12 protein-coding genes and 1 pseudogene are annotated in these 12,844 nt (G+C 63.6%); 4 read left to right on the plus strand and 9 right to left on the minus strand.

The window, feature by feature from the left end:
- The first annotated feature begins 33 nt into the window (after positions 1-33).
- A complete protein-coding gene (locus tag FY036_RS06785) occupies positions 34-627 on the plus strand; it encodes a GNAT family N-acetyltransferase (RefSeq protein WP_235897565.1) in 594 nt (197 codons plus the stop codon).
- Between the two features lie 15 nt (positions 628-642).
- Here the strand turns inward: FY036_RS06785 and FY036_RS06790 are convergent, their stop codons facing one another.
- Together FY036_RS06790 and FY036_RS06795 are read right to left on the minus strand one after the other, a co-directional pair.
- On the minus strand, positions 643-1,296 hold the full coding sequence (locus FY036_RS06790; RefSeq protein WP_148913961.1) for a hypothetical protein: 654 nt from the start codon (positions 1,294-1,296) through the stop codon (positions 643-645).
- Positions 1,293-1,610 carry a DUF3572 domain-containing protein gene (locus tag FY036_RS06795; RefSeq protein ID WP_235897566.1) on the minus strand — a complete coding sequence of 106 codons (318 nt, stop codon included), beginning with the start codon at positions 1,608-1,610 and terminating at the stop codon, positions 1,293-1,295. Before FY036_RS06795 ends, FY036_RS06790 begins: the two co-directional genes overlap by 4 nt.
- Before the next feature lie 152 nt (positions 1,611-1,762).
- Here FY036_RS06795 and FY036_RS06800 point away from each other — a divergent pair, with 152 nt between their 5' ends.
- Both FY036_RS06800 and FY036_RS06805 read left to right on the plus strand, forming a co-directional pair.
- On the plus strand, positions 1,763-2,134 hold the full coding sequence (locus FY036_RS06800; RefSeq protein ID WP_148913962.1) for a response regulator: 372 nt from the start codon (positions 1,763-1,765) through the stop codon (positions 2,132-2,134).
- Positions 2,134-3,510: a PleD family two-component system response regulator gene (locus FY036_RS06805; protein ID WP_148913963.1), complete on the plus strand. Its 1,377-nt coding sequence runs from the start codon at positions 2,134-2,136 to the stop codon at positions 3,508-3,510. Before FY036_RS06800 ends, FY036_RS06805 begins: the two co-directional genes overlap by 1 nt.
- A gap of 438 nt (positions 3,511-3,948) precedes the next feature.
- On the opposite strand, the gene rpmG is transcribed toward FY036_RS06805, so the two are convergent.
- The 6 genes from rpmG to topA form a co-directional block, all read right to left on the minus strand.
- Positions 3,949-4,116: a 50S ribosomal protein L33 gene (rpmG, locus tag FY036_RS06815; RefSeq protein ID WP_148913965.1), complete on the minus strand. Its 168-nt coding sequence runs from the start codon at positions 4,114-4,116 to the stop codon at positions 3,949-3,951.
- A gap of 111 nt (positions 4,117-4,227) precedes the next feature.
- Entirely contained in the window at positions 4,228-5,424 is a 1,197-nt protein-coding gene (locus FY036_RS06820) for an MFS transporter (protein WP_407941133.1), read from the minus strand.
- A gap of 31 nt (positions 5,425-5,455) precedes the next feature.
- Positions 5,456-6,190: an NUDIX hydrolase gene (locus FY036_RS06825; protein ID WP_148913966.1), complete on the minus strand. Its 735-nt coding sequence runs from the start codon at positions 6,188-6,190 to the stop codon at positions 5,456-5,458.
- A 26-nt stretch (positions 6,191-6,216) separates the two neighbouring features.
- Positions 6,217-6,642 carry a DUF983 domain-containing protein gene (locus FY036_RS06830; protein ID WP_148913967.1) on the minus strand — a complete coding sequence of 142 codons (426 nt, stop codon included), beginning with the start codon at positions 6,640-6,642 and terminating at the stop codon, positions 6,217-6,219.
- 2 nt (positions 6,643-6,644) lie between these two features.
- On the minus strand, positions 6,645-8,930 hold the full coding sequence (gene rnr, locus FY036_RS06835) for a ribonuclease R (protein ID WP_148913968.1): 2,286 nt from the start codon (positions 8,928-8,930) through the stop codon (positions 6,645-6,647).
- 6 nt (positions 8,931-8,936) lie between these two features.
- Positions 8,937-11,531 (minus strand): type I DNA topoisomerase, encoded by a 2,595-nt coding sequence (gene topA / locus FY036_RS06840; RefSeq protein WP_148913969.1) that lies wholly within the window; start codon positions 11,529-11,531, stop codon positions 8,937-8,939.
- 282 nt (positions 11,532-11,813) lie between these two features.
- On the opposite strand from topA, the gene FY036_RS06845 reads away from it, so the two are divergent.
- Positions 11,814-12,053 carry a hypothetical protein gene (locus FY036_RS06845; RefSeq protein WP_148913970.1) on the plus strand — a complete coding sequence of 80 codons (240 nt, stop codon included), beginning with the start codon at positions 11,814-11,816 and terminating at the stop codon, positions 12,051-12,053.
- Here FY036_RS06845 and FY036_RS06850 read toward each other — a convergent pair.
- A pseudogene (locus FY036_RS06850) lies at positions 11,979-12,565 on the minus strand (DNA-processing protein DprA); the annotation flags it as partial. The gene FY036_RS06845 and the pseudogene FY036_RS06850 sit on opposite strands and share 75 nt — an antisense overlap.
- Positions 12,566-12,844: the final 279 nt, after the last annotated feature.

Raw genomic sequence — 12,844 nt, forward strand, 5'->3', positions numbered from 1 at the left:
ACAAGACGGTGTGCGGGTAGGGAAGGAGGGGTGGTGACTGTTGTCGACGAGGCGACGGACGTCCTGCCATTGACGCCGGAGCGCTGGCCGCTTTTCGAGGATCTGTTCGGCAAGCAAGGCGCCTGCTACGGCTGCTGGTGCACGCATTTCAGGTTGCCGCCTGCCATACGCCGGGAGAACGACCGGCAGCGCAACAAGGATTTCATTCGCGCGCGAATCGAGAATGGCCCGCCGCCGGGATTGCTTGCCGTTGCGGACGGGAAGGCCGTCGGATGGATGCAGATCGGCCCGCGTGCGGACGTGCCCGAATGGAACAATGCGGGCCGCGTGTCGGCGCCCTTGATGCCGGACGAAGCTGGCGATCCGGCAGTGTGGGCGATCTCATGCTTCTTCATCCGCAGCAAGGCGAGAGGCAGGGGACTGACCCACCGGCTCGTGGCTGCGGGCATAGGCTACGCGCGCGAGGCCGGCGCACGGGCGCTGGAGGCTTGCCCAATGGACCAGTCGAAGGATTCGCGCTCGATCGGACTTTTCGTCGGCTCGACGCGGGTGTTCGAGAAGGCCGGTTTCCTGCCGGTGGTAACGCGCAAGCCGGGCCGGCCGCTGATGCGGATGGAACTCGGCTGAGGCTGCACGCGGCAGTCAGATACCCAGCGCCGCCGCAATCCTGCCGCTCGCATCGCGCCAGTCCTCTACCGTGACGATGCCTTCCGGCGGTGGAGGCAGAAATTTGCGAAGGGAGTTGTCGGCCATCAGATGGAACAGATGCGCGTCGGGGACGAATTCCTGTGCCGAGAGAAGGTTGTGCGGCATGTCATCGACGAAGGCGACCGGGCGTTCCGTCTCGCCGCGAAGACGCAGGATCGCCGGCCCCTTTGCCATCTCCGTCGTCAACAAGGGGTAGCACAGGCCAAGCTCGTCCAGATGCCGGCGGCGGATATCGCGGTGGCGATGCGGCATAGCGGTCAGCAATACCACTTCGGCATCCCTGGAAATCGTCTCGATCGCGTCGGCAGCACCCTCGGTCAAGGTCTGCCACGCCGCCTGTGCGTCGAAGAAGGCGGCAAGCAGGTCGCTGACGCGTTCGCGCTCGGCCGCGCTGCCGGTCTCGACATGGAATATGTTGCCGTGCAGGCGGAAATTGCTGAACTCCAGCCGATAGCCCTCCTGCTGGAGATAACGCGGGAACGGCCGGATGAAATCGAGCAGCACATCATCGACATCAAGCACCAGCAGCGGCCTGTCGTCGTGCGAAAGCTCCTCGATCTGGCGAAGGGTCTCAGGGTCGATAGTCACGTTGAAGCCTCGAAGCGGTCGTCGCCGAAGGGGAGCGCACGCAGGGCGGCCGAGACGTGCGCGGGTTCGGTCTGCGTCGATTCGCAGAACGCGGCAAGGGTAGGCTCGTGGGCCAGGATGAACTGCAACACCCCCGCAAGGAAGCCGGGCTCGCCGGCCGCCAGCCTGATCTGGCCGGCATCGATGCCCGAGAGTGCCAGAAAGCGCGGCAGCAAGGCGGGGTCGGACGCGACAAAGGCCAGCGCGGAAATCGCGAGCTGCTCGGCGGCGGCCGGGTCCATCTTGCCCAGTCGTGAGTGGGGCGTTCTGTTCATGCCAAAGCCTGTAGCGCAGGCAGCGCCGGTGCCGCAACCGGCGGTTCGACCGAGGTTTTCCTTTCGTCAATGAAATTGCGGTAGGCTGGAATGAAGATTCGTGCAGTGCGGATGCGCCGGAGAGCTGCATCCGATCGGCAGACAGGGTGGCCATGTCCAAGAAGGTGATGATCGTCGAGGATAACGAGCTCAACATGAAGCTCTTCCGCGACCTGATCGAGGCGAGCGGCTACGAAACGGTGCGTACCCGCAACGGCCTGGAGGCGCTGGACCTTGCCCGCGCGCACAAGCCCGACCTCATCCTCATGGATATTCAGCTGCCGGAAGTTTCCGGGCTGGAAGTGACCAAATGGCTCAAGGAGGATGACGAGCTGCACCCCATTCCGGTAATCGCGGTCACCGCCTTTGCCATGAAGGGTGACGAGGAACGCATCCGGCAGGGTGGCTGCGAGGCCTATATTTCCAAGCCGATCTCGGTCGGCAAGTTCATCGAGACGATCAAATCCTATCTGGGCGATGCCTGATGACCGCTCGCATTCTCGTCGTCGATGATGTCCCGGCCAATGTGAAGCTGCTCGAGGCGCGGCTGCTGGCCGAGTATTTCGAGGTGCTGACCGCGCATGGCGGCGCGGAGGCGCTGGAAATCTGCGAGAACGGCAAGGTCGACGTGGTTCTGCTCGACGTGATGATGCCGGAGATGGACGGCTTCGAGGTCTGCCGAAGGCTCAAATCCGATCCGGCGACCCAGCACATCCCGGTCGTGATGATAACCGCGCTCGACCAGATATCGGACCGCGTGCGCGGTCTGGAAGCCGGCGCCGACGACTTCCTGACCAAGCCGGTGAACGACCTGCAACTGATGACGCGGGTCAAGAGCCTCGTGCGGCTCAAGAACCTGACGGACGAACTGCGCCTGCGCGCGTCCACGACTCGCAATATCGGTATCGAGGAACTGTTGAGCCGCCGCAGCGCGGCAATGGACGAGCAGGTTCGTTCGCTTCTGGTCGATACACGTCCGGCGGCGGCCGAGCGCATCGGCAAGATGCTGCGCGGGCGATGTGAACTCACGGTGACGCAGGATCCGCAGGCGGCCTTTTTCCAGGCGGCCGAAGGCGGTTTCGACTGCGTCATCGTCTCGACGGACCTGGGCGACTACGATCCGCTGCGGCTTTGCTCGCAGCTGCGCACTCTCGACCGCACGCGTTTCGTGCCCATCATGCTGCTGGCCGGCGAGGGGGAGGAAGAACGCCTCGTGCGGGCGCTGGAACTGGGCGTGAACGACTATCTGGTGCGCCCGGTGGACCAGCACGAGCTGGTCGCGCGGCTGACCACGCAGGTCAAGCGCAAGCGCTATAACGACCATCTGCGCGCCAGCGTGGCGCAGACAATCGAGATGGCGGTGACCGACGGGCTGACGGGCCTGCACAACCGCCGCTATCTGGACAGCCATCTGGCGACGCTATTCGAGAGAGCCCGAAGCCGCCGCCGGCCGCTTTCGCTGATGATTACCGACATCGACCGCTTCAAGTCGATCAACGATACCTGGGGGCACGACGTCGGCGATGAGGTGCTGCGCGAATTTGCGGCACGGCTGCGCAAGAACGTGCGGGGTATCGATCTCGCGTGCCGGATGGGCGGCGAGGAGTTCGTCGTGGTCATGCCTGACACGGATGCCGAGATCGCCCAGAAGGTTGCCGAACGCATCCGCGAACAAATCGCGCAGGCTCCTTTCGCAGCCGGGCCACACGGTGCCCTGATCGACGTGACAGTGAGCGTCGGGGTTTCGGCAATGGCCGCAAGCGCGCCCGACACAGTCGAAGCGATGATGAAGCGCGCCGACGTGGCGCTCTACGAGGCCAAGAACGGCGGCCGCAACCGCGTCGTGGCCGCTGCCGCCTGATTCGACACACCGTCAGGTGCTTGCGGTCGAAATCAATCGCGACGTGGTTAGAAATTTACCCTAATATTCGAGAATCAGGCCGGATAGTTAAGAAACTATTGATTTTCCTGCGATGTTGAGCGACTGTCGCCATGGGTAAGACGGGTGGGGGAAACGTTCCCATCCGTTCATGCAGACACCCCATGATGCTCAGGTCCGCCGCATCTCCTGGGTCCGTGGGGTTGGCCGGTCGGCTCTGGTGCATAGTGGCCTCCTCGTACCGCTGCCAGACGCCGACCGGCCCCCTTTGCTCTCATTCTCATATGTCTGAACCGTCCAAGACAGCCGCATCGTCGCGTGCAGGTGTCGGCATGCTCGCGTGAGATCGCGCCAGTGTTACGCCAAAAGAAAACGCCGCCCCGAAGGAGCGGCGTTTTGCATTCTGCGAGGATGAGAAGATTACTTGATCTTCGTTTCCTTGAACTCGACGTGCTTCTTGGCGATCGGGTCGTACTTGCGCTTGGTCATCTTGTCCGTCATCGTGCGGCTGTTCTTGCTCGTGACGTAGAAGAAGCCCGTGTCGGCGGTCGACAGAAGCTTGATCTTGATGGTCGTAGCCTTGGCCATTTTTCCTGTCCGCTATTCTTGAATGGGGTCGCCGCATCGTTTCGGGCGGCAGCCCGGTTGCGGAAAACTCGCGCGGACACATAAAGAACGCTGGGCGAAAGTCAAGTCCGATCAGGCACGAAGCTGGCGGCTGCCCAGCCGGAAGACCGCAAGAACCAGATAGAAGGCGAAGAAAAGCGCTATCGACCATGCGAAACCGTTCGGTCCGGCGACATCCATGCCGATGCCGATCGCCTGCGGGCCGAGCAGCATGCCGATGCCGTAGCACAGCACGAAGGCAGCGTTGGCCGAGGCGAGGTCGCGCCCCGACAGGCGTGAGCCCAGATGGGCGAGGCCGATCGTATAAAGCCCCGCGACGACACCGCCCCAGACGAACAGGATGGCGGCGCTGGCATGCCAGTTGCCGGCCGCATAGGGCAACGCCAGAACGCCCACGAGGCCGACCACGGCGCAGGCGACCAGAAGGTGACGTCGGTCGCGCATTCGGTCGCTCAACAGGCCCAGCGGGATCTGCAACAGGACGTTTCCGAGCCCGACCGCCGTCAGCAGAAGAGCGGCGTCTGCTTCGGAATAGCCGATGCGCGAGCCGTAGACGGGGAATAGCGCGAAGCCGCCGGTTTCAACCGCGCCGAACACGAGGACGGCCGCCGTCGCCATCGGCACCATCCAGATGTAGCGGGCTATGCCGCTGCCCGAGTGCGTGGCGGGCCCGCGCATGTCGGGGCTTTCGCGCCATGCCAGCGAAACCGGCACGGCCGCCAGCATGACGAGCGCGAAGGTGATGCCGAAGGGAGCGAAACCGGCGGAGCCTATCTGCGCGAACAGGAACGGACCGAAGGCAAAGCCGAGCGACAGCACTGTGGCGTAGAGACCCAGCACAAGGCCGCGCCTGTGGGGCGGGGCGGATGTCGATATCCAGAATTCCGACAGGATGAACAGGACGGTGAGAGCGAAATGCAGAACCGCGCGGAGCGGGAACCACATCCAGAAAGCCGGCGCGAAATAGAAGCCGACGAAGGCGAACCCGCCCGCGACGATCATGGCCAGCATGACAGGCACAACGCCGAACCGTACGGCCAGCGGCGTCGCAAAAGGGGCGGCAACGATCGACGCGATGCCCGCGACGGCCGTGTTGGCGCCGATCATCGTCGCGGAGTGGCCGCGCGATTCCAGAATGACCGAAAGCAGCGGCACGCCGAGCCCGATGGCAATGCCCACCACGCTGATGGATGCAATGGCCGCCGAGATCGAGAGCCAGCGCATGGCGGCTTCCGGTTGATGCTGCTGAGCGGACGGCGAGGTCGCCATCGTGGTCACCTGCGGTAAGAGATGGAAAGCGTCAGAGGACGTCGCGGCAGAAGCGGTTGTGGCGCATGTAGTAGAAGGGCGCAGACCCGCCGGGCGAGAGCAGGGGGTCTTCCTTCAGCTGGCTTTCGAGATCGTCCAGCACGGTGCGGGTGATGGCGGGCACGTCAGCGTTCTTCGCCTGAGCAAGGGGAAGCCACACGATCTCTTCCAACTCGTTGGTCGGGCCGCCATCTGCCAGTTCGACGGCGACATCGTCCTTGAAGGCTGCAAGAAAGCGGGTGTCGAAGCGACGCACGCGACCGGGCGGGGTGATTGCGCGGGCAACGAAGCGCAGGGCTTCCAGCGAGGGACGGACGCCGTGGTCGGCAAAGCCCTGCCAGTCGGCCTTTGATGTCGCGAATGCGCCTTTTCGCCCAATAAGGAGGCCGGCTTCCTCGTAGGTCTCGCGCACGGCCGAAAGGGCGATCGCGCGTGCGCGGGCCGTGCTGGTGCGCTTTCCCACAAGTTTGCATTCGACGTCGGGATGGAGCCCCGTCACTACCGGTATGCGGCTGTCGGCTGGATCAGTGCGCCCGCCCGGAAACACGAACTTGCCGGGCATAAACGCGTGACGCATGTGGCGACGGCCCATCAGCACGCGGAATTCCCCGCCGACGCGGTCGAGCAGGATGAGGGTCGCGGCGTCGCGCGGACGCTTCGGCCCGACGCCCAGCGCGAAGTCCTTGTTTTCGACTTTATCGACTTCGGCGCGCGTCATGCCTTCCATGGTGCGTCCCTCCACAGCCAAGGCTATCAAAGCTCCGGGTGCGTTTCGAGGGCGTCGGGGGTTCCCGAAAAGCCATGCATCCTGAGCGCCCACTGCAAACCAACGACGGCGCCCTTGACCGGTTGGAGAAGTCCGATCGTCGCGACCAGCGTGAGAGGTCCCCAGATCGCCAGATGCTGCCACGTGGACAATTCGACCATGCGCTCGACGCCCATGAAGGCACCGACGACGATGTGGCCGACGATGAAGATGACCAGATAGGCGGGCAGGTCGTCGGCGCGGTGATGGTGATATTCCTCGCCGCAGGCATCGCAACGATCCGCCACCTTGAGAAACTTGCCGAACAGACGACCCCTGGCGCAATGCGGGCAACGGCCCATGAAGCCCCGCGCCATGGAGCGCATCAGCGGGCGATCGTTCTTCGCGGCCCGGCCATAAACGTGCTGTTCCATCGTCACCTTCTCCTTGAGCGGCCCCGCGAGGCTGCGCGACCCGTGCCGGCGCGTCCTTTGCGCGTCTTGTGAAACGACTGCTTCGATCCCGGAAGCGGCTTGGGCTCGCTCAGCATCTCGAAACGCATCGCCCCTGCAAGAGGAAGCACCTCGACAAGCCGCACCTCGACCTCATCTGCCAGTTGGTAGCCCCTGCGGCTTCGTTCGCCGAACAGCGCACGGGCACCTTCATCGAATATATAGTAATCGTCACCCAAAGATGACACCGGGATAAAGCCGTCGGCACCGTACTGAGGCAACTGGACAAAGAGTCCCGCCTTGGTGACGCCGGAGATCCGCGCCTGGAAGGTTTCCTCCACGCGCGTGGCGAGATGAGCGGCGACAAGCCGGTCGACGGTTTCGCGCTCGGCGGCCATGGCACGCCGCTCCGACGCCGAAATCAACGCCGATATCTCCTCCAGACGCTCCTCCTCGCTCCGCGAAATCCCTTCATTTCCAAGGCCCAGAGAGCCGATAAGGGCGCGATGGACGATCAGGTCGGCATAGCGGCGAATGGGCGAAGTGAAGTGGGCGTAGCGGCGAAGATTGAGGCCGAAATGGCCGATGTTCTCCGGTGCATAGACGGCCTGGCTTTGGGTGCGCAGCACGACCTCATTGACCAGCGCCTCGTTGTCGGAACCCTGCACCCGCGACAAAATGCCGTTGAACGACGACGGCTTCATCTGAGCACCGCGCGCGAGCGACAGCCCCAGCGTCTGCAGAAACTCGCGTAGCGATTCCTGCTTGGCGAGCGTGGGGGCATCGTGGATGCGATAGATCAGCGGCTGGCGCCTGCCTTCCAACGTCTCGGCGGCCGCGACATTGGCCTGGATCATGAACTCCTCGATGAGCTTGTGCGCATCGAGGCGGTCGGGGACGATGACGCGATCGACGGTTCCGTCAGGCTTCAGCAGTATCTTGCGCTCGGGCAGGTCGAGTTCCAGCGGCGCTCGCTCGTTGCGGCCACGCCTGAGCGCGCCATAGGCCTCCCACAGAGGACGCAAAACGCCATCGAGCAGCGGCGCGGTCTTTTCGTCCGCATTGCCGTCGATGGCCGCTTGAGCTTGCGGGTAGGCCAGCTTGGCGGCCGAACGCATCATGATGCGGTGGAAGGAATGGCGCAGCTTGCGACCTTCCGACGTGAAGACCATGCGCACTGCGAGGGCAGGGCGGTCTTCGTTCTCGTGCAGCGAGCACAGGTCGTTGGAGATGCGCTCCGGCAGCATCGGGACGACGCGGTCGGGGAAATAGACGGAATTGCCGCGCTTCAGCGCTTCGCGATCCAGCGCCGAATTGGTCGTGACGTAGGCTGCGACGTCCGCGATGGCGACCGTCACGACATGGCCCCCGACATTCGCCTCATCGGTGTCGGGTTCCGCGTAGACCGCGTCGTCATGGTCCTTCGCGTCGGCCGGGTCGATCGTTATCAGAGGCAGGGCGCGCCAGTCCTCGCGGCCCTCAAGCGTTGCCGGCTTCGCAGCCTGCGCTTCCGCCAGCACCTCGGGCGGGAAGATGTGCGGTATGTCGTGAGCGTGGATGGCGATCATCGAGACCGCCTTTTCGCTTTCCAGCGAGCCCAGCACCGCAATGACGCGAGCCTTCGGCAAGCCATAGCGGCCGCTCGACAGCGGCTCCACCTCGACCAGATCGCCGCTTTGTGCGTCGCCTGCATTGTCGCGCTCGACGATCAGTTCAGGCTGGCGGCGCTCGACCGGCTCGATGCGGAAGGAGCCGTCCTTCAGCTTGCGGAACACGCCGAGAACGGCTTCACGCCGCTTCTCGAAAATCTTCATCACCCGGCCTGTGTAGGCCGGCCCCGTATCGTCGTCGGTGGGGAAGACCTTGGCCAGCACACGCTCGCCGACTCCCGGGGCGCGGGCCTTGTCGGCGCGTGGCGCGCGTATGGAGACCACCGGAGCAGAGCCGTTTTCTTCCGGCCATTCGGCGGGGCGCGCCAGGAGAAGCCCATCGGCGTCGCGGGAAAACACGTCGAGGACGACCACATGCGGAAGCGCGCCAGGGCGCGAAAACCGCTTGGCGCTCTTCTTCAGCAGGCCTTCGTCCTGCAACTCGCGCAAAGCGTCCTTCAGCCAGACGCGATCCTCTCCCTTGAGGCCGAATGCGCGGGCGATCTCGCGCTTGCCGGCCTGATCCGGGTTCTCACGGATGAACTTGAGGATGTCGTCGCGCGACGGACGAAAGTCGCGTGAAGCGCCGCCGGCCTTGCCCCCGGGAATCCGCTTCGCCAATTCGTCCTATTCCTTTTTCTTCGCGGCCTTCTTGGCCGCCGGCTTTTTCTTGGCGGCAGCCTTTTTGGGCGCGGCCTTCTTGCCACCGCCGGATTTGCCAGCCTTGGCGGCAATCAGTTCGAGAGCCTCCTCGACGGTGATCGAGGCAGGCTCCTTGCCCTTGGGGAGGGTGGCGTTGACCTTGCCCCAGTTGACATAGGGGCCGTAGCGACCGTCACGCACGGTCATCGGCCCGCCGTCGGGATGCTCGCCCAGTTCCTTCAGTGCGACGGCCGCCGCACGGCCCTTGCCGTTGGCGAATTTCGACTTCTTCTCCGCAATGACCGTGACAGCACGGTTGAGGCCGATAGAGAACACATCCTCGATCGATTCGAGGTTTGCGTAGGTGCCGTCATGCAGGACGAAAGGACCGTAGCGGCCGAGCCCTGCGGAAATCATCTTCCCGGTTTCCGGATGCTGCCCGACGTCGCGTGGAAGCGACAGAAGCGCGATGGCCTTCTCGTGGTCGACCTGGTCGGGCGCCCAGCCCTTGGGCAGGCTGGAGCGCTTGGCCTCCTTGCCTTCGCCGCGCTGGACGTAGGGGCCGAAACGACCGCTCTTGAGGACGATTTCCTCGCTCGTGTAGGGATCCTTGCCGAGCACGCGGTCGCCGTTTTCACCGCCGGAGCCGTCACCATCCGCGGCTTCGCCGAGCTGCCGGGTGTAGCCACATTCCGGATAGTTGGAACAGCCGACGAAAGCGCCGAACTTGCCGAGCTTGAGCGAGAGGTTGCCGCTTCCGCATTTCGGGCAGATGCGCGGGTTGGAGCCGTCCTCGCGCTCTGGGAAGACGAGCGGTGCAAGCTCCTCGTTGAGCGCGTCGAGCACCTCGGTTACGCGCAGTTCCTTGATCTCGTCGACGTGGCCGGAAAAATCCTTCCAGAAGTCGCGGAGCACATCCTTCCACGACAGCTTGCCGTCGGAAATCTCATCGAGCTTCTCCTCCAGCGCGGCGGTAAAGTCGTATTCGACGTAGCGCTCAAAGAAGCTTTCCAGGAATGCGGTAACCAGCCGGCCCTTGGCCTGCGGCACCAGCCTGCGACGATCTATGGTGACGTAGTCGCGGTCTTCCAGCGTCTTGAGGGTGGCGGCGTAGGTCGATGGACGGCCGATGCCGAGCTCTTCCATCTTCTTGATGAGCGATGCTTCGGAATAGCGCGGCGGCGGCTCGGTCGTGTGCTGCGTAACCGTGACCGACTTGCGCGACAGCGTCTCGCCCGCCTTGATTTCCGGCAGGCGGCCGTCCTCGTCCTCGGCGTCCTCTTCCTTCTGTTCGGTGTACGCGGCCAGGAAGCCATCGAAGCGGACGACCGACCCAACGGCACGCAGGGCCGCCGTGCGCGAACCGTTGACCGCCTCGATCTCGACCGTCGTACGCTCGATCTCGGCCGGGTTCATCTGGCTGGCGATGGCACGCTTCCAGATGATCTCGTAGAGGCGGGCCTGATCCGCGTCGAGGTACTTGCGAACCTGGGCCGGCGTACGGCGGAAGTCTGTGGGGCGTACGGCCTCGTGCGCCTCCTGTGCGTTCTTGGCCTTGGACGAATAATAGCGTGGCTTCTCGGGCAGATATTTGTCGCCGAACTCCTCGCCGATGGAAGACCGGGCCGCATCGATGGCTTCCGGCGCCATCTGAACGCCGTCGGTTCGCATATAGGTGATGAGACCCGTGGTCTCGCCGCCGATCTCGATGCCCTCGTAGAGGCGCTGGGCAACCTGCATCGTGCGCGAGGCCGAGAAGCCGAGTTGCGACGAGGCGGCCTGCTGGAGCGTCGAGGTGGTGAAGGGCGGGCCGGGATTGCGCTTCGTCGGCTTCGCCTCGACGGATGCCGCCTTGAAGGTCGCGCCGTCCAGCATCGTCTTGATGTCGGCAGCCTGCTCGGCCGAATTGATGTCGAGCTTCTGGAGCTTCTTGCCCTCGAAGGCGGTGAGCCGTGCGTCGAATTCGTCGGCACGGGGCGTCGCGAGCAGGGCGGCGATCTGCCAGTAGTCCTCACGGATGAAGCGTTCGATCTCGCCTTCCCGGTCACAGACCAGCCGCAACGCGACGGACTGCACGCGACCGGCCGAGCGCGCGCCAGGCAGCTTGCGCCACAGGACCGGCGACAGGGTGAAGCCGACGAGGTAGTCCAGTGCACGACGGGCCAGATAGGCCTCGACCAGCGGCGCGTCGATCTCGCGCGGGTTGGCCATTGCGTCTAGCACGGACTTTTTGGTGATGGCGTTGAATACCACGCGGCTGACTGGCTTGTCCTTGAGCGCCTTCTTCTGGCGAAGCACCTCCAGCACGTGCCAGGAAATGGCTTCGCCCTCCCGATCCGGATCGGTGGCGAGGATCAGGCCGTCGGCATCCTTGACCGCCTTGGCGATGTCGGCCAGCCGCTTGGAAGAGGGACCATCGACTTCCCACGACATGGAAAAATCATCGTCCGGACGCACCGAGCCGTCCTTGGCCGGCAGGTCGCGCACGTGACCGAAGGACGCCAGAACCTTGTAGTTCGAGCCCAGATACTTGTTGATGGTCTTGGCCTTGGCAGGCGATTCGACGACGACGACGTCCATGTTTTGACGGATTTCCCCGCAGTGCTGAGATCGATTGCACCGCATATGTTGGCAAAAGGCAGCCCGTCACATGGCCGCGCTTTGTTCCCCGGTCAAGTGCCTTACCGTATTTCGCTGACAGAGGGCACGGAATGCAACCATAAATAGCACCCAAAAATTGTTGCAATTTTAGATAAATTGAATAGTTTCTAATTCACGTGATGGTTGTTTTTTTATAGAAATACAACTCCGGGCGTCGGCTGATGGTTGCGCCTGCCAATGACTTGATGCGGGGTGAGGTGGATGCGGAATCAACCCAACCGACGACGCACTGAGACGCTCGACTACGTGCAGTCAATGCTGGGACAGATGCGCACCATGGCGGAGGCCGAACGTTGCGACATGCTCGCCTACCTCATTGAGATGGCCTATGTTGAAGTTAGCGACATCATTCGTGGCGAGCGGCCGCTACGGGTGCAGGATGAGCGAAACAGAGCCTCCGGCGTGACGCTCGAGCCGTCCGGCAAGGTCAAGTTCCAGTAACACGGAGAATATCTGAGCCGGGTGGAGGCCCGTGTGGCGGATTATCTCGTCGATCGGCGTGGGGACCGGACCCAATGCCTCGATCCCATAGCGCGTTCGTCTTCACCCGGCGGCGTTGTCGTGGCCATGTCCGGCGGTTCCTCGAGGGGCGTCGCCGGCGAGGGTGGCCGCCCGACCAGCGGCGCGATCGCTTCCAGCACATCCTGTGTTTCGGTGACCATCGTCGCACCGTCCTTGAGCAGGCCGTTGGTTCCGGCAGCACGCGGATCGAGAGGCGAGCCGGGTACGGCGAAGACCAGGCGCCCGAGTTCCCCGGCAAGCCGCGCGGAGATCAGCGAGCCCGACCGGGTCGCCGCCTCCACCACGACGAGCCCGAGCCCCAGCCCGGCGACAAGGCGGTTCCTTCTGGGAAAATCCCGTGCGCGGGGCTCCCATCCGAACGGCATTTCGGAAAGGAGCACGCCCCTCTCTGCGATCTCCTCGCAAAGCCGGATGTTTTCGGGCGGGTAGGGCCTGCCCTAACATTTATTATGCGGAATGCTGAAAGCACATAGCTGGCGTTGGCCGGAAATGGGCTGCTAACGCTCATCCGTTGGCCCCGCGTCAAGCCCCATGATCTCGCGCGGTATAGGGTGGTTCGCGGGATGTCCTAGGGGGTGCCGGGGGGTATTCCTGTAAGGAGTATATACGAAATCCCGATACAGATTTTTCTCAAAACGGTCGCCGTAAAAGTCATTTGCCATGAAACCTCTCGCGCGCCGCTAGGCCATTTGACACCACGTCGCGGCACC

It is taken from the genome of Neoaquamicrobium microcysteis, from assembly GCF_008180155.1.
Classification (GTDB): domain Bacteria; phylum Pseudomonadota; class Alphaproteobacteria; order Rhizobiales; family Rhizobiaceae; genus Aerobium; species Aerobium microcysteis.

Excerpts from the sequence above, each read along its gene's own strand:
- topA (WP_148913969.1), bottom strand. The coding sequence starts at position 11,531 with ATGGACGTCGTCGTCGTCGAATCGCCTGCCAAGGCCAAGACCATCAAC.
- FY036_RS06845 (WP_148913970.1), top strand. The coding sequence starts at position 11,814 with ATGCGGAATCAACCCAACCGACGACGCACTGAGACGCTCGACTACGTG.
- rpmG (WP_148913965.1), bottom strand. The coding sequence starts at position 4,116 with ATGGCCAAGGCTACGACCATCAAGATCAAGCTTCTGTCGACCGCCGAC.
- FY036_RS06800 (WP_148913962.1), top strand. The coding sequence starts at position 1,763 with ATGTCCAAGAAGGTGATGATCGTCGAGGATAACGAGCTCAACATGAAG.
- FY036_RS06825 (WP_148913966.1), bottom strand. The coding sequence starts at position 6,190 with ATGGAAGGCATGACGCGCGCCGAAGTCGATAAAGTCGAAAACAAGGAC.
- FY036_RS06820 (WP_407941133.1), bottom strand. The coding sequence starts at position 5,424 with ATGGCGACCTCGCCGTCCGCTCAGCAGCATCAACCGGAAGCCGCCATG.
- FY036_RS06805 (WP_148913963.1), top strand. The coding sequence starts at position 2,134 with ATGACCGCTCGCATTCTCGTCGTCGATGATGTCCCGGCCAATGTGAAG.
- FY036_RS06830 (WP_148913967.1), bottom strand. The coding sequence starts at position 6,642 with ATGGAACAGCACGTTTATGGCCGGGCCGCGAAGAACGATCGCCCGCTG.
- FY036_RS06795 (WP_235897566.1), bottom strand. The coding sequence starts at position 1,610 with ATGAACAGAACGCCCCACTCACGACTGGGCAAGATGGACCCGGCCGCC.